This window comes from Sphingopyxis sp. 113P3, from assembly GCF_001278035.1.
Lineage (GTDB): Bacteria > Pseudomonadota > Alphaproteobacteria > Sphingomonadales > Sphingomonadaceae > Sphingopyxis.
The window spans coordinates 1-23,048 of record NZ_CP009453.1; the positions used below are offsets into that span (position 1 = coordinate 1).

At 63.8% G+C, this 23,048-nt stretch carries 22 protein-coding genes and 1 pseudogene; 6 read left to right on the top strand and 17 right to left on the bottom strand.

The genetic code is table 11. The annotated features are described in order from the left end of the window. Positions 1 to 626 precede the first annotated feature (626 nt). Positions 627 to 1,760: a replication initiation protein gene (locus LH20_RS21440; protein ID WP_047867039.1), complete on the top strand. Its 1,134-nt coding sequence runs from the start codon at positions 627 to 629 to the stop codon at positions 1,758 to 1,760. A gap of 46 nt (positions 1,761 to 1,806) precedes the next feature. Here the strand turns inward: LH20_RS21440 and LH20_RS21445 are convergent, their stop codons facing one another. From LH20_RS21445 to LH20_RS21455, 3 genes are all read right to left on the bottom strand, one after another. Beyond that, positions 1,807 to 2,202, bottom strand: a complete 396-nt coding sequence (locus LH20_RS21445; RefSeq protein WP_047867038.1) for a hypothetical protein — start codon at positions 2,200 to 2,202, stop codon at positions 1,807 to 1,809. After that, positions 2,195 to 2,881, bottom strand: coding sequence for a ParA family protein (locus LH20_RS21450; protein ID WP_047867037.1), 687 nt, complete (start codon positions 2,879 to 2,881; stop codon positions 2,195 to 2,197). Before LH20_RS21450 ends, LH20_RS21445 begins: the two co-directional genes overlap by 8 nt. 396 nt (positions 2,882 to 3,277) lie before the next feature. Further along, entirely contained in the window at positions 3,278 to 3,937 is a 660-nt protein-coding gene (locus LH20_RS21455; RefSeq protein ID WP_231471610.1) for a hypothetical protein, read from the bottom strand. A gap of 252 nt (positions 3,938 to 4,189) precedes the next feature. On the opposite strand from LH20_RS21455, the gene LH20_RS21460 reads away from it, so the two are divergent. The 3 genes from LH20_RS21460 to LH20_RS21470 are packed head-to-tail and all read left to right on the top strand — an operon-like array spanning position 4,190 to position 7,769. Continuing rightward, complete coding sequence (locus LH20_RS21460; RefSeq protein ID WP_047867036.1) at positions 4,190 to 5,857, top strand: Mu transposase C-terminal domain-containing protein; 1,668 nt, start codon at positions 4,190 to 4,192, stop codon at positions 5,855 to 5,857. Continuing rightward, complete coding sequence (locus LH20_RS21465; protein ID WP_047867035.1) at positions 5,857 to 6,678, top strand: TniB family NTP-binding protein; 822 nt, start codon at positions 5,857 to 5,859, stop codon at positions 6,676 to 6,678. The genes LH20_RS21460 and LH20_RS21465 overlap by 1 nt, the downstream gene beginning before the upstream one ends. Further along, positions 6,675 to 7,769 carry a hypothetical protein gene (locus LH20_RS21470; RefSeq protein WP_047867034.1) on the top strand — a complete coding sequence of 365 codons (1,095 nt, stop codon included), beginning with the start codon at positions 6,675 to 6,677 and terminating at the stop codon, positions 7,767 to 7,769. Before LH20_RS21465 ends, LH20_RS21470 begins: the two co-directional genes overlap by 4 nt. 69 nt (positions 7,770 to 7,838) lie before the next feature. Here the strand turns inward: LH20_RS21470 and LH20_RS21475 are convergent, their stop codons facing one another. After that, positions 7,839 to 9,032, bottom strand: a complete 1,194-nt coding sequence (locus LH20_RS21475; RefSeq protein ID WP_144423740.1) for a hypothetical protein — start codon at positions 9,030 to 9,032, stop codon at positions 7,839 to 7,841. Between the two features lie 477 nt (positions 9,033 to 9,509). Between LH20_RS21475 and LH20_RS21480 the strand changes: the two genes are divergently transcribed. Beyond that, positions 9,510 to 10,409: a recombinase family protein gene (locus LH20_RS21480; protein WP_053556442.1), complete on the top strand. Its 900-nt coding sequence runs from the start codon at positions 9,510 to 9,512 to the stop codon at positions 10,407 to 10,409. 566 nt (positions 10,410 to 10,975) lie between these two features. On the opposite strand, the gene LH20_RS23825 is transcribed toward LH20_RS21480, so the two are convergent. The 4 genes and pseudogenes from LH20_RS23825 to LH20_RS21495 form a co-directional block, all read right to left on the bottom strand. Then, positions 10,976 to 11,206: a hypothetical protein gene (locus LH20_RS23825; RefSeq protein ID WP_066117265.1), complete on the bottom strand. Its 231-nt coding sequence runs from the start codon at positions 11,204 to 11,206 to the stop codon at positions 10,976 to 10,978. Beyond that, positions 11,109 to 11,483, bottom strand: a pseudogene (locus tag LH20_RS24450) (hypothetical protein); the annotation flags it as partial. The gene LH20_RS23825 and the pseudogene LH20_RS24450, both read right to left, overlap by 98 nt. Continuing rightward, the gene (locus tag LH20_RS21490; RefSeq protein ID WP_053556444.1) at positions 11,480 to 12,403 is read right to left on the bottom strand and encodes a TniB family NTP-binding protein; all 924 of its coding nucleotides are present in this window, start codon (positions 12,401 to 12,403) and stop codon (positions 11,480 to 11,482) included. The gene LH20_RS21490 and the pseudogene LH20_RS24450, both read right to left, overlap by 4 nt. Further along, positions 12,400 to 13,962 (bottom strand): Mu transposase C-terminal domain-containing protein, encoded by a 1,563-nt coding sequence (locus LH20_RS21495; protein ID WP_235527231.1) that lies wholly within the window; start codon positions 13,960 to 13,962, stop codon positions 12,400 to 12,402. The genes LH20_RS21490 and LH20_RS21495 overlap by 4 nt, the downstream gene beginning before the upstream one ends. A 311-nt stretch (positions 13,963 to 14,273) precedes the next feature. Between LH20_RS21495 and LH20_RS21500 the strand changes: the two genes are divergently transcribed. Further along, a complete protein-coding gene (locus LH20_RS21500; protein ID WP_235527232.1) occupies positions 14,274 to 15,284 on the top strand; it encodes a site-specific integrase in 1,011 nt (336 codons plus the stop codon). Between the two features lie 437 nt (positions 15,285 to 15,721). Here LH20_RS21500 and cobU read toward each other — a convergent pair whose 3' ends face one another. From cobU to bluB, 9 genes are read right to left on the bottom strand one after another with little or no spacing between them, the layout of a single operon-like run. Continuing rightward, complete coding sequence (gene cobU / locus LH20_RS21505) at positions 15,722 to 16,249, bottom strand: bifunctional adenosylcobinamide kinase/adenosylcobinamide-phosphate guanylyltransferase (RefSeq protein WP_011443984.1); 528 nt, start codon at positions 16,247 to 16,249, stop codon at positions 15,722 to 15,724. Next, entirely contained in the window at positions 16,246 to 17,733 is a 1,488-nt protein-coding gene (locus LH20_RS21510) for a cobyric acid synthase (protein WP_041549915.1), read from the bottom strand. Before LH20_RS21510 ends, cobU begins: the two co-directional genes overlap by 4 nt. After that, positions 17,721 to 18,671, bottom strand: a complete 951-nt coding sequence (gene cbiB, locus LH20_RS21515; RefSeq protein ID WP_011443986.1) for an adenosylcobinamide-phosphate synthase CbiB — start codon at positions 18,669 to 18,671, stop codon at positions 17,721 to 17,723. Before cbiB ends, LH20_RS21510 begins: the two co-directional genes overlap by 13 nt. Next, positions 18,664 to 19,647, bottom strand: a complete 984-nt coding sequence (gene cobD, locus LH20_RS21520) for a threonine-phosphate decarboxylase CobD (RefSeq protein ID WP_011443987.1) — start codon at positions 19,645 to 19,647, stop codon at positions 18,664 to 18,666. Before cobD ends, cbiB begins: the two co-directional genes overlap by 8 nt. Beyond that, the gene (locus tag LH20_RS21525) at positions 19,644 to 20,384 is read right to left on the bottom strand and encodes an adenosylcobinamide-GDP ribazoletransferase (RefSeq protein ID WP_011443988.1); all 741 of its coding nucleotides are present in this window, start codon (positions 20,382 to 20,384) and stop codon (positions 19,644 to 19,646) included. The genes cobD and LH20_RS21525 overlap by 4 nt, the downstream gene beginning before the upstream one ends. Next, positions 20,381 to 20,950, bottom strand: a complete 570-nt coding sequence (locus LH20_RS21530; protein WP_053556446.1) for a histidine phosphatase family protein — start codon at positions 20,948 to 20,950, stop codon at positions 20,381 to 20,383. Before LH20_RS21530 ends, LH20_RS21525 begins: the two co-directional genes overlap by 4 nt. Continuing rightward, positions 20,947 to 21,963: a nicotinate-nucleotide--dimethylbenzimidazole phosphoribosyltransferase gene (cobT, locus tag LH20_RS21535; protein WP_011443990.1), complete on the bottom strand. Its 1,017-nt coding sequence runs from the start codon at positions 21,961 to 21,963 to the stop codon at positions 20,947 to 20,949. Before cobT ends, LH20_RS21530 begins: the two co-directional genes overlap by 4 nt. Next, positions 21,960 to 22,367 carry a DUF1636 domain-containing protein gene (locus LH20_RS21540; RefSeq protein ID WP_011443991.1) on the bottom strand — a complete coding sequence of 136 codons (408 nt, stop codon included), beginning with the start codon at positions 22,365 to 22,367 and terminating at the stop codon, positions 21,960 to 21,962. The genes cobT and LH20_RS21540 overlap by 4 nt, the downstream gene beginning before the upstream one ends. A gap of 25 nt (positions 22,368 to 22,392) precedes the next feature. Then, positions 22,393 to 23,040 carry a 5,6-dimethylbenzimidazole synthase gene (gene bluB, locus LH20_RS21545; protein ID WP_083455651.1) on the bottom strand — a complete coding sequence of 216 codons (648 nt, stop codon included), beginning with the start codon at positions 23,038 to 23,040 and terminating at the stop codon, positions 22,393 to 22,395. Between the last annotated feature and the right edge of the window lie 8 nt (positions 23,041 to 23,048).

The following is a 23,048-nucleotide window of genomic DNA, read 5'->3' on the forward strand; positions in this document are numbered from 1 at the left end:
GGGCTTCAGTGTGAGGGCTCGGGGGCGTCTGTGCGAGCCAGGGGGGGCTGGAGCCTGAGTGATCGGGGGACAATGTGAGTTCTCGGGGGACTCAGGCGAAACGGGCTAAAGAGCTGCCGGGAAATCCCTGAATCCCCGTATGTTTTTGCTTCGGGGAAGATCGCCGACATCGGAGATGCTCTTTTATGTGAGCGATTGGGGGATCGTGGCCGAGGCGTGCGGATCTTTGCGTGAGGTCTCGGGGGCGGCCCGCGAAAATGGGGCGTTCGAAATAAGGAATTTCTCCACCTTTATGTGAGCGATTGGGGGATGCCAAGAAAAGCCAATTAAACCAACATGATATGAAGATCTATATGTGAGTCGGCGGGGGTCACGCGCTGCGCGGCCCTGCTCGCCGCTTCGACGCGGCCACGCGACACGAATCTTTTATGTGAGTTTTCGGGGGAGTGATCGCGACTCGGCTCGGGAACGCGAGTCGCGTGCCGAGGGCTCGGCGGCTTTATGTGAGCGCTTGGGGGCTGGTGATCGCATGGGCCAACGACGTCTCTATGAGCGTCTGGGGGCACGTCTATGTGAGTGAACGGGGGGCGGTTCTCATTATGACAAGCTGATGGTATGCAACTCACATGAAGCTCGATTCGGACACCGTGGAAATCGAGGTTCCGCCTGACCTGGAGGGTCTGAGTCGGACGTTGCGGGTTGCTGACGTGATTCGCCGCCGCGACCTCGACTTTGTAAGTAAACCTGGGGAATTAGTCGAATCCGAGTTCGAGACGGGGTCGTTGAGTGCGGCCGGAAGAAAGGCTTTCGCACTGATGTTGCGGAAAGCGGGACCGGAAGCCGGCGAAGACAGCAAGACTTTCACGATCACCAAGAAGGAACTGCGCGGCTCGCACAAGGGTAACGAGCGCATCCAGCCGGTAATGGACGAACTGCTACGCGTGATCGTCCGTATCCGGACCACCTCGAAGAAGGGTAAGCCTGCGATCATGTCGCAGTCGCTGCTGTCGAGCTGCGTCGAGGAAATCTCCGAAGACGGCATGAGCGTCGTGGAGTTTCAGTTCTCAGAGAGCTTCAAGCGCGTGATCCAGCGTTCGGATTACTATGCGCGGGTGAACCTCGGGGTGATGCTTGCGCTCCAGTCGCGCTATTCGCTCACCTTGTACGATCTTGGCTGCCTGATCATCAATCGGCAGAACCGCGTCGTCAAAATGAACGTCGATGAACTGCGCCGACGCCTGGGTGTGCCCGACGGCAGCTTCAAGAACTTCGCCGAGTTTCGGCGTGACGTGCTCGTCAAATCGAAGGCGGAGATCGACCAGCTCGCCGATTTCATCGTGGAATGGGAAGAAATCCGGGGGTCCGGGCGCGGCCGGCCGGTCGAGGCGGTCAAGCTGACCTTCAGCCCCAAGGACCCTGTTGAGCAGGAAGAGACGGCAAAGGAGCTCGATCGGCCCAAGGTCGGACGCCGTGCCAGGCGCGATGGCAGCGTCGAGGAGGTCGCGGCCATTCCGGCGGCCGCCCCTGTGGCGGCATTGCCGTCGAGCAAGCCCTTCCCCACTGGATCGATGCATTTCTGCGGGGATCAGCGCCTGTTGACGATTGTGGCCGATTTCGGGGGCGGCTGGGACAAGGATCTGATCGCCGGGGCGTTTCGCGAGAAGATGGGCGACCGGCTCAAGACCCTGACGGGCGTGCCGCTCTACAAATCCTGGGAAGGCTTCTGCAAAAGTTTCGTCGGGCTTCGTGGCCGGCCTTAGGGATAGCCTGCCCTCCCCCGTTTCCTCACATAAAGCGAGACCGGGCCTATTCGGGCGCCCTCCCCTCCCCTTCGGCCAGATCGATCAGCGCCATGATCCCGTCCGGGAGGCTGAGGTTGCGGTCGTCGCACCAGCGCACGAGGCGGTCGCGCTCAGGAGGCGACAGGCGCATGCTGATATGGAGCGACCGGGCCGGACCGCGCTGGGGCTTGCGCTTGGGTGTGACGCCGAGATCGGCAGTAACCTGCGGAAAATAGTTGGCTGGGAGCGCCGATCCGGCGGGTTCGCGTTGGACTGGCGGCGTGCTGGCAGGTTTGGGCGCGGCTGTAGCGGCAACGAGCCCGCGGAGACGATCGGCGGGCGCTTCTGGCTGCTCCAGGCGCTGCCGTGTCGATCCGATGATGTCGCCCATGCTGCTCACGGCGGCTTTTTCTTCAGGCATCGACTGCCTCCTTGTTCTGAATTTCGCTGAGAATATCGGCGAGGACGCTTTGCGCGATGCGGCGCGCTTTCTCCGTCTTGGCGAGGTTGGCAGCTTCGACCTCAGCGAGGGTCATCCGGTAGTTCGACATGGCGCGAAAGGCGTCGAGGGTGAACATCTGGTCGGTGAAGGTCGGGAGAGCTTTCCTGATTTGACCGTCGATCTCCCACTCGGCTTTGGAGCGGGCCACCTGCCCTGTCTGGGTGATGAGCACGCGGTATGGGACGCCGCGGCACATTTTCTCGAGCATATCGCTGGTTTCGACGGTTCGCTCGAGATCGAGCCGCGATGACCGTGTCGGGATGACGACAAAGTCGGAATCCATAGCGGCATAGGCGGTCTTGAAGTTCGACGTTCCCTCGGAATCGACGACGACGAGCTGGGCCGCCTCGCGCGCTCGTCCGATCGCGGCACCGATATCCGAGTCCCGCAGCTGCGAGGCGTCCTCGACGGCGATGCGCGAGTCCCCTCCCCTGCCCGCTGCGATCCGATCCCGGTGCCAGTTCAACAGGCTGTTTTGACGGTCGGCGTCGAGCATGAACACCGAGCCGCCCAGTGCCTCGAATTCCGATGCGAGGGCAAGCGCAAGCGTCGTCTTGCCTGCTCCACCCTTGCTCTGCGCGATAGTGATGACTGGCACGAAATAGCTCCCTGTGGGTCGCGGGCGCGGCACCCATGTGACGTGGCACAGGCAGCGCGGCACAATTGATCTGCGCTTCTCATAGCGCCTGTGTAAGCGCGGTGCAAGGCGACCGCGCTACTGACCGCGCTGGGAATGGCACACGCGCAACAGCAAGCGCCGTTAGCAGCGAGGACGCAAGCGCCAGTAAACGCACAAGCGCACGCGCTGCGGCTCGCGATGCCGCACGCGCCAGCGCGCTGCGCCGCGCGAACGCTAGGCAGAGCGCAATCGCGGCACCCAGCGCGTTACAACACGCGGCACATAACGCGGCACAGGGAGAAAACGGCGGAAATCGGCCAAACCGCAGCACGCGACTCTCGCGTCGACGGCGTCTTCATCGCGACGATAGCTGGATCAAGAGCGGGACAGAAGGCGATCGATCTCCGCCATCTGCTCATCGAACGAGTCGAAAACCTGCCTGAGGCTTCGATCGGCAGGTGGGGGAGGGGGCTCCAATCGCGGTCGACCGCGCTGGGGAGAGGCATATCCGAATGCCACCGCGAGATCACCGGCCACGAAAACGCGCCAGGAACGACGCCGCGTGACTTCGACCAGCAACCCAGACCCGACACCGCGCTCGAGGAGCTTGCTCGCACCAGTTATAGTGAGGCCGAGAGCCTCGGAGACAAATTGCGGTGAGAGAAGAGGACGGTGAATGGTCAGAGCGGCCAAAGAGGGGAGGGCGCCCGGTCTGTACTCGCTGACGATCGCGCGCTGCGCGTCACGATAGAGTCGTTCGAGTTGATCGAGCCGCTCAGTCCCATCAGCGGCTGCACGTTGCAGCGACCTCACGATCGGCAGCCAGTCCGCGTCGGACAGCCGCGGCTTCAGCCGCATAGCCTTGGCGCCGCCGCAGAGGCAGGGCAGTGGGACGTGGGATAGACCCTGATCACGAAGGGAGAAGGGTAGACCAAGCCAGGGCGTGATCGTGCCGAGTTGCCGTGAATATTGCCGGACACGGTCGATGGCACGAATGAGGGGAGGGTGCTCGGCCGCCCCGGGTGGATCGACCACCGACGTGGGAAGAGCATCGCGCCATTCAAGCGGCTCGTTTGAGAGCAGCGCTTGCCGCCAACCGTCAAATTCAGCGAACTCGTCCAGATGTCAGCCGACAGAATAGGCTGCATTTCCATAATGCCTAGTAATATCAATAGATTATGTCGAATGAGCTGCAAGTAAATCTGTCCAGGGCGATATGCACGTCGCGGCCTTAGACAAAATAAGCTACATTCCGCGGGCAGCAAAAATCGTTGGGGAGCCCGTTCCATGATTGAGCGCAAGCCGTCTCCTGCGCCCCGTCGGCGCCTCAAATCTCTCGAGACGGGCCTGGCGCTCTACCCGCATTTCCGGCGACATATATCGCTTAGCGGCCCGGTGACTGCGGCGCAGGTTCAGGCGATATCCGAGGCAACCGGCCTCAAAGAGCGGCGGATACGGACACTTGCCGCGCGCTTCCGGCTGCATCCCGTTGCCGAAACGCTGGCGCCAAAACCGCGCGGACCCGCTATCGGATCGCACAGGATCGATCCCGAGGTGAGGGTCGCCATCGATACGCTGATTGACGAAATCGCGCTCAAGATGGTCGCGCCATCGCGCGCGGAAGCGGCGCGGCAGATCTGGGGCCTGCTGCACGCGTATAACGGAGATCATCGGTTTCCCGCCGATCTGATCCCGAGCGAGAAGACGATCGAGCGGCTGCTGGCCGAGATTCCGAGCCGTGTTTGGGCGAAAGCGACGATGGGATCGAAGACGCGGAGCGCGCATGAGCCGCACCCCGGCGAATATGCCAGCGAGGGATTTCTCGATCTGGTGCAGATGGATCATACCAAGGGCGATGTGATCCTGGTCGATAGCCTGCGGCGCGAACATCTCGGAAGACCGTGGATCACCTTCCTCATCGACATCTGGACCCGGTCGATTCTGGGCTATTATGTGAGCTTCGGCGACCCTTCGATCTTCCGGTGCGGGCGGGCGGTAGCGAGCGCTGTGTTGCCCAAAGAGCCGGTCCTTTCCCACCTGCGCGTCGACGTCAGCTATCCGATGCACGGCCTCTTCCGGCGCTGGCATGCCGATCAGGCCAAACCGCATCGCTCGGAGGCTTTTAGGCGCGCCTGTATCCGAAACGGGATCGCCCCCGATGTTCGGCGGCCCGGGCCGGCTCACCTTGGCGGACATATCGAGCGGCTGATCGGCACGATGGTTGGAAAGCTGCGGCTCTTGCCCGGTGCGACCGGATCGAATGTGGCGGCGCGCGACGGCTATGATGCCGAGGCGAACGCGGCGATGACGCTTGCAGAATTCGAGCGCTGGCTCTTGTGCCAGATCGCGATCTATCATCACGCGCCGCATAGCGCGCTGGGCGGCCTGTGCCCGGCCCAGATGTGGGCGCGCGAAGCGGCGAAGCACGGCCCGCTGCTGCCCGTGTCGGTCGCTTCCGACGCGCTGTTCCGCCAGTTTCTGCCGTCGAAGTCGCTGACGGTCCATGCCAAGGGCATTCAGATCAAATATCGCCATTACTGGCATCCGGAGCTTGCCGTTCGGATCGGCCAAAAGATCGAAATCAGCTGGGACGAGCGGACGATTCAGCATGTCTACGCCGATCTCGATGGCCGCTATGTCGAATTGCCGGTTATCGGCGACTATCCCGATGTCTGGGAGGCGGACTGGGAAGCCGCCAGGGCAGGCGTGCGGGCGCTGGGGCGGGCCTACCAGGCCGATGGCGGCCGCGCGGCGACGGCGCGGGCGGTGGCCGCCGCAAATCAGGAAATACACCGCGCCCGCGTTCGCACGAAGGAGGCGCGGCGCCAGGCCAAGCGCCGCGAAGGGGAGGGGGCGACCGTGGCCGATCTGCGGCGTCCAAAAACGCCGGCGGCCAAGCCCGTGATCTGGAAACCCGCGGCCGAACTCGGCGAAGACTGGGACCGGATCGGCTGATGGGACCAGCACCATCGCTGCCCTTCTGGATCGCCTTTGACGAAGCGCGCAATGCCGTCGAGACGATCGTCGACGTGGCCCATGACGATCCCGAGGAACGGCCAACGTGCATCGTCCTAGTCGGCGATTCAGGCATGGGCAAGACCTCGATCCTGCGTGAAGTGCAACGGCGGCTGACCGCGGACTTTCCCGAGCCGCCCGATTGGGGTGATGCGCGCTATCAGCCGGTGCTGAGGACGGTCATCCCCTCAAGCCCGACCTCGCTCAAGATCAATCTCGCTCTGCTGTGGCAGCAAGGCTGGCCTGTCACCAGCACGACCCACAAGGTCGCGGACCTCAGGGTCGTCGATCTGCTCGGCAAGCAGGGCACCCGGCTTGTCGCGGTGGACAATGTCCATGTGATTCTGACGGCCAGCGGCAAGGCGCGCCGCGATACGCTCGATACTTTCCGCTATTTGATGAGCGCCGGCAATGTGCCGTTGGTTGTGGCGGGCCTGGACGTGGCCGAGTATATTTTTTCCGAAGATGTCGAACTCGCCTCGCGCTCGATCATCCTGCGCTTGCCGCTGTGGGAGCCGGGGGAGGCGTCACAGCGGCTGATCCGGGCGCTGGCGCGCGGCATGGGCCTTGTCGAGCCTAACCGGCTCGCCGAGCCCGATCTCGCCGAACCGATTTGCACTGCGAGCCATGGCGTGACGGGCAATTTCAAGCGGATCCTGCACTGGTCGGCCAAGGTCGCGAAAAGCGATGGTCGCAGCGTCATTAGGCGCGACGATATCGACAATGCGCTGAAGCGTTTTCCGCCCTACCGGCTCTTATGAAGCCGGAAGCGCCGGAGCGCACGCCGCTCGCGTTCCGGGTGCGCCCCCAGCCTGCGGAGGGCTTCGATTCGTGGCTGGACCGGATCGTGCGCCGCCACGAAACCTCGCGGAGAACCTTGTTCCGCTATCTCGATGTCGATCCCGATCTGGCAAATTATGACCTCGCGAGGGGTAAGCTCGGCCTGCCGGCGCGGCATCATGCAACATTCGACGGGCTCGTTGCCGGGCTGGGCTGGGCGGTGGACGTCGATCGCGATGCGGTGATGGACGGTTTTGCCGCTGGGCCTGCGCATTGGCTATTGCCGCTGACCCTGCGCCGCTATGGCTGCGCTTGCTGCTGGTCCGGGCTGATCGCCGAAGGGCGGCCGCTCTATATCCGCAAGGACTGGATATGGAGCGCGAGCTGGTGGTGTCACGAGCATCAGCTGCCCTTGTCGGTGATGCCGGCATGGGACTGGCCGCGCCGGGAGGGTAGCCTTGCGGCGATGCTGGGACGCCTCGAGGCGGCCGCGCGCGAGATCGTGCGCGCGGCGCGCCCGACGGCGCGGCTGATCGCGTACAATCGGGCCGTGATCGAATTTCTCCGCAAAGGCGACGATGGCGTCACTCCGCAGCGGTACAGGCGCTATGTCGAGACCATCGTCGCGAACCGTTTTCATTTTTCGAGCGAGCGGATCCGGTTGCTGGCCTTGCGGCACAGCAGCGGAGCGCAACCGGCGCGGCGCTTCGAGCGCTTTGTCGCGCTCAGCCGGAGCGAGCTTGCGAAGGAGGGGAGGGGGTTCTTCCGGCGCCCGCAGCCGAGGGTCGAGGGAATCGATATCGAGGCGGCTATCGACAGGCCCAGGCGCGGCCGCCGCTGGGAACCCGATTTGCCGATGCTGTTGCAAACCTATCTGTCCATTGCCCAGCGCGCGGAAGCGCGGGGCGAGCCGCTCGGTCGCCCCGCGGGGCCTGGAGACAATTATGGCTTCTATCGCTCGATGAACAGCGCATCGGCGCAAAAATGGACGAATGATCGCGGGCCGGGCGGCCTCGGTTGGCAAAATCGCCCTCAGAAGCCCGTACAGCGCGATTTGGGGTCGCTGCCGTAAGTCTGGGCTGGCCTACGCCCGTTTTGGCGCTGTAAGGGGCATTTGCGGGGGCAAAATTTTTGCCGGTTTTCAGGCCTGGTCGTCCGACTGATCGTCATAGCGTGCCAGCAAGGCGTCGATCTTGGCGAGGGCGGCATCATAGTCCTCGATCGCCTCGCTGGAAAACTGGCTCGGTTCGTCGGCCAGGGCGGTGGGGGGAACGGACGGTCTGCCGCGCGTGACCGAGTAGAGCTTGACGCCCGAAACGGTTTCGATGGCCAGGTCGCCGGCTTCCGACAAGGCCTCCAGCATTTTCCGGACCCCAAGGCGGGTGACGCCCAGCACTGCCTCGATCTGCGACGACCGCAGCGGACCGAAGCTGGCGAGGAGGCCATAGAGCTGGGGCACGCGCGAATTCGCCCGCTTCGCACGGTAGCGATCGGCCAGCGCCTGGCGCGTGTCGCGGGCTTTCGCGACCAGGCTGTAGAGGTGCTCCAGGACATCGCGCAACGCCTCGGCCTGAACAATGGCGGCGTGCGCCGGGTTGTCGTCGACGTCGGCCGCGCGCACCGTGTCGAGCCGGATCAGACCGTTCAGCGGCAGCGCCGCACCATGGGCGCCGGTGGCTTGGAGATGCGCACCAAAGGCGCATTCGATCGCCCAGCGCGGGGAAGGTGGGCGCGGCCGCTCGATCACGACTTGCCGGTTCGCGAGCGCGATCGTGTCGGTCGTCCGCTCGGCGGGAGCGAAGCGCGGGCTCTGGCCGATGGCGCGGTGGAGGGCGGCGAGAGCGGTGAAGGGGAGGGGGGCCGGCTCGAGCGCCGCGACCAGGGCCGCGGCCTCGTCGATCGCGGCCTTTGCGGTTTCGACGGCGGCAGCGCTGTCGGGATCGCGCAGCGCCAGACAGGCTTTTTCCAGCCCCAGCGCCGCGTCGGCGAGCGGCGTCCAGCGGCTGCGGGTCATCTCCGCGAGCAGGGTGGTCGCGAGCGCGCGGGGGGCAAGTGCGAACTGGAGTGGTTCGTCGGAAAGGGGTATAAGGCCAGCAAACCAGGCGTGGAAGCGTGCGTCGGTGAATGGATGCCCTTCCTGCCGGAGCGCCGAGATCAGCGTCTCACGGATGAGGCGCGAAGCGAAGATGGGATGGATGTCGGGCGGGCACCAGGCGAGCGCCGCATCGAGCTTACCGAGCGCGAGGGCCGCGTGCGCCTGGGCTGTTCCCAGCGCCTCGAGATCCGCCAGCGAGGGCGGTTCGGTGGTCTCGAAGTCAGGAAACGCATGAGACACGGCCAAAAAATCCAGTAAAAACAATCATATGTAATCTATGTATAACGAAGGGAGGATTACTATACAACCACTCTGATGCTTTGCATTATATACCTTTGATAATTGCACTTATCACATAAGCAGATTTGACCGTTCTTTATAAGGTGGGCTACAAGTGTCGGTTTCCCTATACGACCGGACTCCAGCGTTTCCCGCGATGTAGCGCGTCAGGCTGACCCCAAACCTCCGGACTCCGATACCAAACCACTGGACTGGCATTGGCAAAGCGCCGGAAAGTCGCGGATTGGGGCGCTTTTGAACCTTTGAGTGGGGAGGGGGCTCAATCCCTCACGGGTATAGGCGCTGGCGCGGCGCGCAACATTCTCTCCTTGGATCACCGGCGCGCGTTCATGGCGATCAAGACCAGCCGCCACTTGCTCAAAACTCTATCGTACGGGGACAACCGGTCGGTTGCTAGCGTTATACGGAATGTGACAAATGGCTCTGATCGGCTACGCCCGCGTTTCAACCGAGGAACAGGACACCTCCGGTCAGCGCGACACGTTGCGCGCGGAGGGCTGCAGCGTGATCATCGAGGACAAGGCAAGTGGTGGCAGCCGCGAAAGGCCCAACCTGGCTCGAGCGCTCAAACGGGTGGGGCATGGTGACACACTGCTCGTCGTGCGGATTGACCGCCTTGCACGTTCGCTGTCGCATCTGCTCGAGATCGTTGAGATCCTGCGCGCGAAGGGTGCCTACTTTCGATCCATCAACGATCCCATCGACACATCGAGCCCTCAGGGCATGCTGATGACGCAGATGCTCGGTGCTTTCGCCGAGTTCGAACGCGCGTTGATCAAGGAACGCACACGGGCAGGGTTGAAGGCTGCGATTGCCCGCGGCGCCAAGCCCGGCAACCCGAAGATGCGTGCGCGTGATCCTGCGGCGATTGCCGACATCCGTTACAGCCTCAATGAACGCTATCTCAACAGCCTGCTGGACGGCCGACAGCGTTGGCTTCCGACCGTCCAGCGGCTGAGGCCGGACCTCCCGTGGGCACTCGTCCTGAGGCAAATCCGCGCGATCACGCCGCCGGTACGCTCATTCACCGAGCGCACGCTCATCAAGGCGTGCAAGGCATTGGTCAAGGCTGGCTATGCCGACGCCTCGATGCTTGAGCCGGCGAAGCGCCTGCCGCCGGACACGCGCGTGGCCCTGCTAGTGGCCGACAGACTTCGCACGCATCCGGACTCAACCTTGCGCGACATTGCCACTTGGCTGTCGCGAGGCCTGCGCGAACCGACCCCGCGGGGCGGCCTGGCGTGGTCTCCAGAGGGCGTCAGGCGGGTCATTGCGCAAGCAGAGGCGCTGCATTTGATCGGTGAGCCTCAGGGATAGCTCCTTGTGTCGTCGTCTGTCCAACGCTGCGGAAATTTGGCTACGAAACGACGGTGACCATCTCTTCGGCTCGGCCATGCAGTTATCGAGTGCAGATCCTTCGACCGACCTGATAAAGATATCAATGGCTTGGTCGGATCCCTGGCCGAACAGGGTTGTGCCAATGTGCCGCAGTGGTTGGATGATGGCCGCTACCGCCCCAAGCAGGGCCCGGCGCTGCGCCAAAGTGGCGGTGGCAAGCGGGAAGGTCGTATCGATTGGAAGAAAGTCGACTTCTGTCCGAGCCGGGCTCAGGGCTGGGCATTTGAAACTGTTGAGCGCGGTGTCAGATCGCGGGGGCACGCGATTTCTTCGGGTAAGGAGGCGGCAGATATCACGGACAGCGTTGATCAAATGGCTCGCTGAAGTGAAATTGAAGCGGAACTGGTCTGGTGTTTTGCCCCTTACTGCGTTCAGCAATTCGGTCTCGAGCCCGATCACGCAGTCCCAGCACTCTTGGGAGTCTTGTGCGCTTTCAAGTGTAGCGGAATTGGCGCGTTCCAGCGGTCGCCAACAACTCCTACAGATCATGCGAAGCGGGCCGCGAGGGGGCGCTGCAAATCGCCATTGGCCGGCACCGCACGCGCTGCATTGGTCATCGAGCGGCCATCTGTGCATATGGCAAAAGCCTGCGGCTGCCATAACCCAAATTTGCCGGATATGTGCTGGTCGACCAGCGGCAAAATCGTCAGCCAGGCACCGGGTGCACCAAGAAATTCGCAGCCTTGGTGCTGGCCCGGTTTCGTCGGGACGGCCAAGAAAGAATGCAAGATTCCACGCCGCAAAATCAGGCGGTAACGCGGGATAGCGGCGTGCAAGCGCGCATGCATTCAACTCTGACGTCGACACATTGAACCGTGCCGATGCGGCTTTGAGCCAAGCCTTGGTCGGATTGATGTCAGGGTGGCACCACTCGGCGTTGCGATTGAGGACGGCGTGCGTCGCGACTTGCTGCGGCCCGCATTCCTCTACCCGGCGCCGAGCATGCCACGATGCCAGTAGCTCATCGGCAAAGGGCGCGTGATACGCTTTCATGCCGCGCGTCGGCGCAATGAGCGATTGGTGTTGGCTATAACCTGCATCGATACCAAGGGCAGCAACAGCTTCTCGTCGTCAAAGCTCGCAGCATCGATCATCTCTCGGCCGCTGCGTATTGCGGCTATGGCGATGGCTTCGATCAACCTGAAAATGCGGCCCGTTACACCTTGGGTCAGCGCAATGACACGTTGCCGTACCTCCGGCGCGTCGAGCAGGGAAGCGCGGCGCAAAGGCAGCAAGCCAGAGAAACTCGCCATGAGTTGGCGCAGTTCGTGATCGTTGCGCCAGGGGAGCAGTTCAAATACGCCGAAACGGTCAGCGAGATTGGGATCGGTGAGGACCGCGATGCGCGCGTCTTCGGTGCCAGCGCACACAATCGGAATCTTCAGGTCATTGGTCAGGAAACGAATGGTATTGAGGAATATCCGTTGCTGACGCGGAGTGCCGGCCAACATCTTGTCGATTTCGTCGAGGACCAGGACTTTCGTGCCGAATTCTGTGAGCATGCGGCGGGCAAGCCCGCGTAGCGAGCGCAGGGGTAGGCGTTCGAACTCGACATAGTTCATTGCCAGCATCAACTCGGTGTAGAATTCTTCCTCGGTCGGCTGCGGCGGCATCTGGACGACCACCACCGGCATGGTCGCCATGCCAGCTCGCACGTCGTACGATCCGGCGTGGAGCTCGGCGAACCGGTTCAGTATCTCGCTTTTGCCCATACCGGTTGAGCCAAACAACAAAAGGCACGGCATCCGTCCACGCGGCGGGTAGGTCAGAAGGTCCTCAAGCCGGGACACAGCTGCCTCGGCTTGCGGCAACGATAGCCACCGGTCGCGCCTCAACCAGTCAATCCGCGCTTCGTCACTCAAATTCGCCTGTTCGCGATAGGCTGGGAACAGATGATCGTAAGGGCCGGTCATAATCGCTCCTCGATCTGGAAGGGGACGATGGGTTGGTCGTTACCCGCTGGGCCGATGTCAGGCAGGGCCGGGTGAGGGGGGCTGCTGGTCAGGGGCTGCCCGTCATGCAAAGCGTAAGCGATACGCTGGGCGGTCTTGCGAGCAGATTTTGTCTTGGCGAGAGCATCGACGACGATCCGACGCTGCTCGGCAATCATCGAGAAGAGCGATTGCTCATCGACTGACTGTCGCCCGCGATCGCGCAATGTTTTTAGCGCAAGATCGTGTTCGAACTTGGTGATCGGCGGACGCCGGTGGTCCCGGAGCGGCACCGTCAGATATTTGCCATCGGGCAGCTCGACATAAACCGCTGAGAGATTGAGCGGATTGTATTTGACCGGGACCTTCCGGTCGGAGTTCGCGATCAGAGGGGCGAGCGCTCCGTGCCAGTAGAACAGGTGGAATAATTCGATGCCCTCGCGCCGTGCCTTGCGCATTTCGAAGGGCAGGAAATCCAGGAGGAAAGCGCCGGTATCGGCAGGCAGACGCGGTGGTAGCGGGCGGATGCCAAGCGCGTCGGTCCACGCAGTCAGCGGGGGAAGGCCGAGCTCACTATGGATGGTGCCGTGATAAACCCCGATCTGAATGGCGAACCAGCGCTCGAAGTCCCGGAGGGTCATGCACGCCTGACCTTCGGCGTCGTAGTCGCCCTTTTCCTTGATGTTCGAGAACGTCGTGCCGGGCAAAAGATGCACTTCGCCGATTGTGGTGCCGATAAGCCGTTCGATGTGGCCTCCATAATGCGGCGTGCGTATGGGGCGGTAGTTGAGTTCAATCCCGTGTTGCTGGCAGCCGCGCTCGAGAGCGCGGGAGTGGAACTCCTTGGCATTATCGAGGTGGAGAGTGTCGGGAATGCCATAAATCGGGTAATCGATCTCAACTTCCCGTTCCTGCAGCCAATCGGCCTTCGGCAAGACGGCATGGCGGATCGCCATGCCCACGGACGTATTCGAGGGACTTTCCAGCGAAATGTAGAAGCCGGGGATACAACGCGTCGCGACGTCGATCTGAAGCGTCAGTGTGGGTCGACCCAAAGGTCTGCGAAAGTGCTCATCAACCACGATGATGTCCGCAGGGGTATGGTCCATCTGAACGACTTGCAGCGGGTAGTCTGCGGTGAACGATCCAGTGATCGGTCGATATCGGTCATCGGCGGCCTTCCGGCCGTCTCGCGCAGCGACCAATCGCTCGCGATCGATTGCAACGACGCGCGCCTCGATCGTTTTGCGCGAAGGTGGCGGCAATTCGCGCTCGAGGCAGGAGAACTTGATCCGTCGAACAAGTTGCGAAAGTTTAGGCTTGGGGCGGGACAAATGGAACTGCTCGATCTCATCCGCGATGACTTGGTCAACGTCGGGGGCGAGGCGCTTGAAGCCCTTCGCGACCCCTCTTGATCTGTTGAGCAAGGAACTGGTTACCGGATCGGCGCGGTAGCGCCCGACAAGTTCGAATATTCGCGTCCGGCTCAGGCTGAGCTCGTCGCAGGCCTCCGCGATCGCTGCCGGGGTCAATTTCGGCAACGTGGCAAGGGCACGGATGACCGGCTCGCGGCTGCAAGCGATGCTCCAAGCGGTTGAATCGGCCCTCGTAAGGGCAGTGCCGGTTTGGGCCATGGCCAATCCGCAAATTTACCAGGGACTCGGGCTGCCTGGTCCGGGCATATTCTACCAAAATCTGCTTTCGAACGCTACAGTCCACTCATTCTGGGAAAGCAAAGTCTTGCGATTCCGCCGATCTTCAGTCCGGTCATTTGGGGAAACCGACAATATCGCCCGCGTCCGAAGGCTGAGGTAAGGCACAGCAGCGGCATTGAAACTTGAGGAGTGTCGCCGTGGACGATGACAGCAGTAGGGCCTTGGGGCTTTCAGATGAGGCCGCGCTTGCGCCGCTAGGGAATGTGATCCCGCCGCAGCTCGCGGCTGAGATCGAGGCGGCCCGCTCGTACCGGGCGCGCTCCAAGGCCGCCAACACCGTGCGGGCCTACGACAGCGACTGGCGGCAGTTCGAAGAATGGTGCTGGACGCGCGATCTTGAGCCTATGCCGGCTATGCCAGAAGCAGTGGCAACGTATCTGGCCTCGCTGGCGCAGGCGGGGAGGGCGGACAGTACCATCGGGCGGCACCTTGCGGCCATCGCCTGGCACCACAGGCGGGTAGGGCAGGTTGCGCCCCAGCACCGCGATCCGCGCGATGTCATTGGCGACACACTTGCGGGGATCCGGCGCGAGCAGCGCGCGCGGCCGAAGCGTAAGAAGAGCGCAATACTGGTAGCTGATCTGGCGCGGATGATTGCAGCTGCTGAAGGCCAAAGTCCGCGGGCTATCCGCGACCGGGCCGTCATGGCACTTGGGTTGGCGGCGGCGCTGCGGCGTTCCGAATTGGTCGCGCTACAACTGGCTGACCTCGAACTGGTGCGGGAAGGGCTCAAGCTGACGATCAGGCATTCCAAGACCGACCAGGAAGGGGAAGGGCAGGTCATTGCGGTGCCGTTGGGCAAGGTTCTCAAGCCCGGCGCGCGCCTCAACGAATGGCTCAGCGTAAGGGGAGGAGAGGCGGGTCCTTTGTTCTACCGCACCGACGCACAAGGGATGATGACCAAGGAGCCCATGTCAGATCGCTCGGTTGCCCGCCTTATCCAGCGCTACGCCGAAAAGGTTGGGCTCGATCCTGCCGTGGTTGGCGCGCACTCGTTGCGATCCGGATTCCTGACTGAAGCGGCCAAGGCAGGGGCTTCGTTGCCCAAAATGCAAGAGGTGTCGCGCCAGAAAAAGGTCGAGGTGTTGCTTGGCTATGTCCGTGATGCTGCTCTGTTCGAGAACCATGCGGGCGAGAGATTTCTGTAGTCCGTGTTTTTGAGCGCTCACCGTGGCCGAATTGACCGGGTCTGGGACAATGCTGCCGTTCGACGTGCGCCGCTCAAACGGCAGGCTTCGCCGCAACCCGCCTTAGCTAGCGTGAGATGGGGCGGATGGGGGTCTGGGGCAAAAGGTTTCCGGCTCAGGTGTCAACACCGGGACAAAAAACGGGCCAGGCTGTCAAAACCGGTCGACAGTCGAGCACTGGCGCACTTCGGTGATTACCTCTGCGGTCGGGGATCCCCGCGTCCGAAGGCGTAGTCGCTAATCAGCGAGCCGCAGACACCGTTATTCCCGCTACATCATCTAGTGGCAGCTGTGCACCACAATGATGGCCGGCGGCCTCACCGACACGCTGGATCTGGCTTTGCTCCATACCACCTGCCCCCACGAGTTGCACAGTGGCAAGTGGTATGGCTAGCCGCTCATCCTTTAGGTTTCAGCGTCAAGGGAAGGCCGGCGAACATTATGACTGCCTCTTCAACCAATGCCGCTATTTCCTGATTGATGCGGCCCGCAACATCGCGAAACCTTCTGGCAAGGGCGTTGTCGGGTACAATGCCCAGACCCACTTCGTTGGCGACCAGAATGACCGGCCCCCGTGCGGCTGAAAGCGAGCGCGTCAGTCCTTCCGTAGCGGCAGCCGTATCGCGTTCCGCCAGCATCAGGTTCGAAGCCCACAGCGTCAGGCAATCGACCAGCACCACCGTCTCGGGCGTGCTATATACCGTGATCGCCTCCGCCAGTTCCAGGGGGGCCTCGACGGTTGACCAGCGCGGCCCACGATCGGCACGGTGCAGGGCAATCCGCTCGCGCATCTCGTCATCGAAGGCCTGGGCTGAGGCCAGATAGATCAGTTCACCCGCCAGGGCCTCTGCCCTGCCTTGCGCATAGCGGCTCTTGCCCGAACGCGCGCCGCCCAGCACCAGCAAGTGGGACAAGGCGCTGCTCATGCGCTGTCTCCCGCCGGGACGGAAGCGGGTCTCTCCGCCATGGCCAGCGCCACCAGCGCGTCAATATCGAGATGCTCCTCAAGCGCGGCTGCGATCTCGTCCAGCGCCGCCTCGACAGAGGCGCCATAGTCCACGCCCCCGGCTTCTACATCCATGCGCGACAGCAGCGCCCGGCGCAGCTCCGCATCAGCCAGCAGGCCGTGGACATAGGAACCAAACACCGTGCCGCCCGCATTTATCGCGCCATCGCGGCGGCCATCGGCGAAAACGGCGAAGGGCTGTTCCGTATCCGGCCCGTTGGTTTGCCCCATGTGCATTTCATATCCCTGGAATGGCGCGCCCATCGCCAGCCCGCTGACCGGACGCAACGCCTTGTGCGCGTGCAAGGTCGTTTCAACATCAAGCAGGCCAAGGCCGCTGGCAGCGCTGGCCGAACCTTCAAACCCATCGGGATCGGCGATGCTTTTGCCGAGCATCTGGTAACCACCGCAAAGCCCAAGGATCAGCCCGCCGCGCCGGTGATGCGCAAAAATATCGATGTCCCAGCCCTCTGCACGCAGAGCGGCCAGATCGGCGATTGTCGACTTTGACCCGGGCAGGATGATGAGTGCGGCCTCTGCCGGGATCGGCTGGCCGGGCGGAACCATGTGCAGGTCCACACCATGTTCGAGCTTCAGCGGATCGAGGTCATCGAAATTAGATATGCGCGGCAGGATCGGACAGGCGATCAGCTTGCGGCTTTCAGCCCGCGCCTTGCCGCTCTCCAGCACCACGGCATCCTCGCTGGGGAGCCGCGCCGCCGCGCTCAACCATGGGACAACGCCGAAGCCGCGCCAGCCTGAGAGGCTTTCGATCTGGGCGTAGCCATCGGCGAACAGGGCGGGATCCCCCCGAAACTTGTTGATGATGAAACCCTGGATCATCGCCGTGTCGGCGGGGTCGATGATCGTTCTCGTGCCAACGATGGCGGCAATGACTCCGCCGCGATCAATATCGCCGACCAGCACGACGGGCACGCCTGCCGCTCGCGCAAAGCCCATATTGGCGATGTCGCCAGCGCGCAGGTTGATTTCCGCAGGAGAGCCGGCACCCTCGACAACGACGATGTCGCACGCCCGGCGGAGCCGGTTATAGCTGGCCAGAACTTCGCCGAGCAGCGCGCCCCGTGCCTGCCGAAAATTGCCCGCGCCCAATGTGCCGCGCACCCGACCATGCACGATCAGTTGCGATGTGCGGTCGGCCTGCGGTTTCAGCAGCACCGGATTCATGTCGGTATGCGGCTCCACCTTGCAGGCGATTGCCTGCAAGGCCTGCGCCCGGCCGATCTCGCCGCCATCGCTGGTGACGGCAGCATTGTTCGACATGTTCTGCGGCTTGAACGGCAAGACCCGCAAACCCCGCTGCACCAGGGCGCGGCACAGCCCCGCCACCAGCACGGATTTGCCCACATCAGAGCCGGTGCCCTGAAGCATTATAGCGCCCATGCTGCACCTCCTGCAATACCGGCCGCCATGAACCACAGGCACAGACATGCACGGGCGTAGATGCCCAATCCGCGCCAAATATCCTCTGTCCGGGCCGGGCGGTCTCCCTCCCCAATCCAGAGCTTGTCCGAAAGAATCCCGTCATAAGCGATTGGCCCAGCCAGGCGCAGCCCCAGCGCCCCAGCCATCGCGGCCTCGGGCCAGCCCGCATTGGGCGAGGCGTGCCTGGACGCATCGCGCCACAATATCCGCCAGCCACCCCCGCCGCACAGGCAGATCAGCAATCCCGACAGGCGCGCTGGAATGAGGTTCATCGCATCGTCGGTGCGGGCCGCAGCCCAACCATAGGCGCGCCATCGCTCCTCGCGGTGCCCAATCATGCTGTCGGCGGTGTTGATCGCCTTATAGGCCCAGATACCGGGCAGCCCCAGCACCAGCAGCCAGAACAACGGCGCGACCACCCCGTCGCAGAAACTTTCCGCCAGACTCTCGATCGCCGCGCGGGCAACACCCGCGTCATCAAGCGCGGCTGTATCGCGGCCAACGATCATGCCGACTGTGGCGCGCGCGGCTGGCAGATCCTGCCGCTCCAGCGCATCGGCAACGAGGCGGACGTGGTCGTACAGGCTGCGCTGCGCCAGACCCGGCCAGGCCAGCACAGCGATCAGGGGCCAGGCCCAAGGCCCGGCGATTGCCACGAGCAGACTTTGCAGCACCCAGCCCGCACCGCCCGCCATACCCAGCAGGATCAGGACGGTGACCGCCCCGGCCATGCGCCGCTGTCCATCGGAACGCGAGGGGACATTCCAGCGCCGTTCCAGCGCGGCGATAATCCGCGCAAAGATGCCCACAGGATGGCCGATCCGGCGATACAGCGGCTGAGGCCAGCCCACTGCCGCGTCGAGCACCAAGGCCAGGAAAGCAGTCAGATCAATCATCAGCCAGCGCCGCATCAAGGCGATCCAGCGCCTGTCGGTCGGCGGGCAGGCCCAGGCGCAGCCAGCGCGGATCGTAATCGAACGGCCGCGTCAGGATGGAATGGCGCGCAAGGCGTTCGAACAGCGCGGCGGCATCGTCCGTTTCGATCAGCCGGAACAGCGGGCAAGCACCTATCGCGCTGTAGCCCCGCCGCGCCAGCACCGCGTCCAGCGCATCCGCCTGTTCACGCAAGGCCATCCGCATGGCGGCTGTCCAGTCCACATCCTGATATGCCGCTGTGCCGATGGCCAGCGCCGCTGCCGATAGCGGCCAACTGCCCAGCCGCTGCCGATATTGCGCGATCAGCGCGCGCGGTCCCAGCACAAAGCCGAGCCGCACCCCGGCCAGCCCGAAGAATTTGCCGAACGAGCGGAAGATAATCAGCCGCTGTCCGTCCTGCACATGGGCGGCAAGGCTGCTGTGCGGGGCGGCATCGGCAAAGGCTTCGTCCACGACCAGCCACGCTGCGCTGTCGCGCCGCGCCGCCAGCCAGCCAAGCAGGGTGGCAGGCGACATGATCCGGCCATCGGGGTTATTGGGATTGGCAAGGATGATGGTCGCCTCCTCCGTTCCGGTCAGCTCGGTCAGGGCTACGGGGCGGCTGCGGGGAATCATTTCGCCATGGGTGCGATAGCTGGGCTGGGCGTGGATGGCAGCGCCGGGCAGGATGTCACCCAGCATCCGCAGGCCGATCTCCGTGCCTGGTACGGCACAGACATGGGCTGGGTCAGTGCCGAAACAGGCGGCGGCAGCGGCCTCCAGATCGTTCAGCGCGCCGGTGTCGGGCAGCGCCTGCCAGTCCACTGCCAGATTGTCCGCGCCGGGCCAGCCATGCGGATTGATGCCGGTGGACAGGTCGATCCACGGCGCCTTGCCCATGCCGAACTGCGCCATGGCATCGGCCAACCTGCCGCCGTGAAAACTGAAGCTGTTCATGTCGTGTGTATCCATAGGCCCGTGATTGCCACGCTCAGCAGCAAGCCGGTTTCGATCAACTCGATGCCTGCACCATGGCCATCGCCGGAAATCCCGCCCAACGCGCGGCGCACGTGCCACCCCCACCACAGAACGAGCAATGGTGTGACAAGCAGCGCCGGAGTGAACCACGCCGCCGCTGCCAGCGCGGCCGCCCAGCCCGCAAGATCGATCGGGCCGATGGCGGAACGGAATCGAGCCGCCAGCCCCTGATGCAGCGGCATCAGCCACCATGTCCACACCAGCGGGCCGATGCGCGCGGCAAACGGCACCAGTACCAGCGCGCCAAACGCCCGTGCATCCACCAGCATATCCAGCAGCACCAACTTGCTCAGCAGTTGGAGCACAATCGCGACAACGCCGAAGCTGCCGACATGGGGATCGGCCAGAACGGCCAGCAGCCGCTCGCGATCTTTATGCGCCGCGCCGCTGGCATCGGCGAGGTCGGCCAGGCCATCAAGGTGCAGCGCGCCGGTCACGCCCACCCAGACGATCAGTGCGGCTAATGCGCCCAGCCGGTGATCGACCAGCGCGCCTGCCCATGCGGCTCCCGCAACCGCTGCACCAATAACCAGGCCTACAGCGGGAAACCAGCGCATCGACCGGGCAAACGCGGCATCATCCACGACGATTGTCCGCAGTGGAGCTGGCATAGGCAGCCGCGTCAGGAATTGCAGGGCGATGATGAAGCCCCTCACGGATAAAGCCCCGCGATCTGTGCCGTGGGGGTTGCTCCGGGCCAGACGCGCAACGTCAGCAGGCAATTGTAGGGCAGGTCAACGGCCCACGTCTGGTGCATGTCAAACCCGCACAACACCGCCAGCGCCGCCCGCATCGCGCCTCCATGCGTGACGATCAGCGTCGGCCGCGCGGCCAGATCGCCAAGGGCGCTGGATACTCGTTCCACCAGCGCCGACCAGCGTTCTCCACCGGGCGGCGCATGGCCATCGGGATCGTCCCAGAACCGCGCCAGTGCCGCGCCTTCTACATCGCCGGGAGCCATCCCGTCCCATGCGCCAAAGTCCAGTTCGCGCCAGCGCGGATCGATTGACAGCGGCGCACCGGTCGCAAGGGCAATGGCCTCGCCCGCCAAACGCGCCCGCGACAGGTCGGAAGCGATCAGCACTTCAGCCGCCAGATTCCGCGCCTGATCGGCGCAGGCCGCGATACCGGCGGCAATAGGCGGCGCATCGGTAAGACCAATCAGCCGCCCCGCGCCTTCCGGTTCACCGTGGCGCAGGAGATAAAGGGGAAAGCTGCTCACAGGCCGTCTGCCACCCCGGCCTGCGCAAAAGTGGCCATGCCGTTGTGCGTGGCCAGCGCTGCCCGGATTACCGACACGGCCAGCGCCGCGCCGCTGCCTTCGCCCAATCGCATCCCCAGCGACAGCAGGGGATCAAGGCCCAGATGCTCCAGCAAGCGGATATGCCCCGGTTCAGCCGAACAATGGCCCGCCAGACAATGATCGGTGATCGCCGGAACGGCGGCGGCCAGCGGCGCCAGTGCGGCGCAACTGATGAACCCGTCCAGCACCACCGGGATGCGCAGACGGCGCGCCTCCAGCACGGCCCCGGCAACGCCTGCGATTTCGCGCCCGCCCAACCGGCGCAGGATTTCAAACGGGGTGTCCGGCGCATCGGCATGAAAGGCCAGCGCCCGCTCTACCACGGCTACCTTGCGCGCAATTCCGCCCGCATCAACGCCCGTTCCCGGCCCGGCCCATTGCGCGGGACTGCCGCCATAACTGCGCGCGCAAAGCGCGGCGGCGGCGGTTGAATTGCCAATGCCCATTTCGCCAACGACCAGCAGGTGCAGCCCCGGCTCCACCACCGCCGCTCCGGCAGCAAGTGCAGCAAGGCACTCCGTCTCGTCCATTGCCGCAGCGATGGTGAAGTCCGCCGTGGGCCGGTCCAGATCGAGTGCGATGACCCGCAGATCAAGTCCGGCGGCCCCGGCCAGTGCGTTGATGGCGGCACCTCCGGCAGCGAAATTGCCGACCATCGCGGCAGTCACGCTGGCGGGAAAGGCGCTGACCCCGTGGACAACGAAGCCATGATTCCCGGCAAAGATCGCCGCGCGGCCCTGTTCGATCACCGGCTGCGCCGTGCCCTGCCATCCGGCCATAAACACCGCGATGTCTTCCAGTCGCCCCAGCGATCCGGCGGGCTTGGTCAGGCTGGCCTGCCGCGCCCGCGCAGCGGTGATGGCGTCCGCATCGGCCACAGGCAAACGCTCAAGCGCCGCTTCAAAGGCGGCAAGGGACGCAAACCGGCTCATTCCGCAACGAAGCCCTGCGGCGGGGTGCGGGTTATGAAATGCCCCTTCACGCCTTGCGGCCATTGCTTGAACGGCACCCGGCCATGTTCGCTGGCGGCATAGTGGACCGCATAGTCCAGAATGGCGGTGGCGGCGTCCTCGTCCGGCGTGAACCGGCCCAGAACATAGCCGACCTTGCCGGGCGCGCGCAGGTGGATTGTGCAGAAATCGGTGCAGGCGAACAGGCACGGCATCTCCTGCACCGCCACCCCGGCATAGCGCGCGTCGCTCTCCTGTACCTGTCGCAGCGCCGCCACCAGTTGCGCGCCGCCGCGCGTCCCGGCGGAGTCCTCACGCGCATCGGCGCTATGGCGGCAAGTGTTGCAGGCCACGATAGCGGGGCCGTCCTCCACGGGTATCAGCATGGTTTTCTGGTCCTTTGATTGAAAATCATCGTTCGAACACCCGGTCGCTCCACGGTTCACGCGGTTGCCAACCGTGCCGTTCCAGTTCGGGTGTGTCGGATGTGTCTGCCGGATAGCCAATGCACAGCAGCGCGATCAGCGACCAATGCGCGGGTACATCCAGCATGGCCTGAACCAAAGGCGGATCAACGATCGACACCCAGCCAAGGCCAATGCCGCGCAGCCGTGCCGCGAGCCAGAGATTGTGGATCGCCAGCACACAGGAATATCGCAGCATTTCAGGCATGGTGGCAATGCCAAGGCCGTGCCCCGCCTCGGGCAGTTCATCGCAGAACACCGCCATCAGTTCGGGCGCTTCACGCAAGCCGTGCAGCTTTAGCGACAGGTAGTGATCGTGCCGCGCCTGCCCGGCATAACGCTCCGCCGCTTGTGCACTTTGCCCATCGGCATGGGCGGCCAGCGCCTCGCGGATGTCAGGCGTCCGCACCCGCACAAATCGCCACGGCTGCGCATTGCCGACCGACGGCGCAAGCGAGGCACAGGCCAGCAGCGCGCGCATGTCCGCTTCGCCCACGGCGCGGCGGTCGAAATGCCGGACATCGCGCCGCCAGCGCAGCAATTGCATGAATTGCTCCGCAAATTCCGCGCCGAACACAGGCGGGACCGCGCTCAGAACTCGAT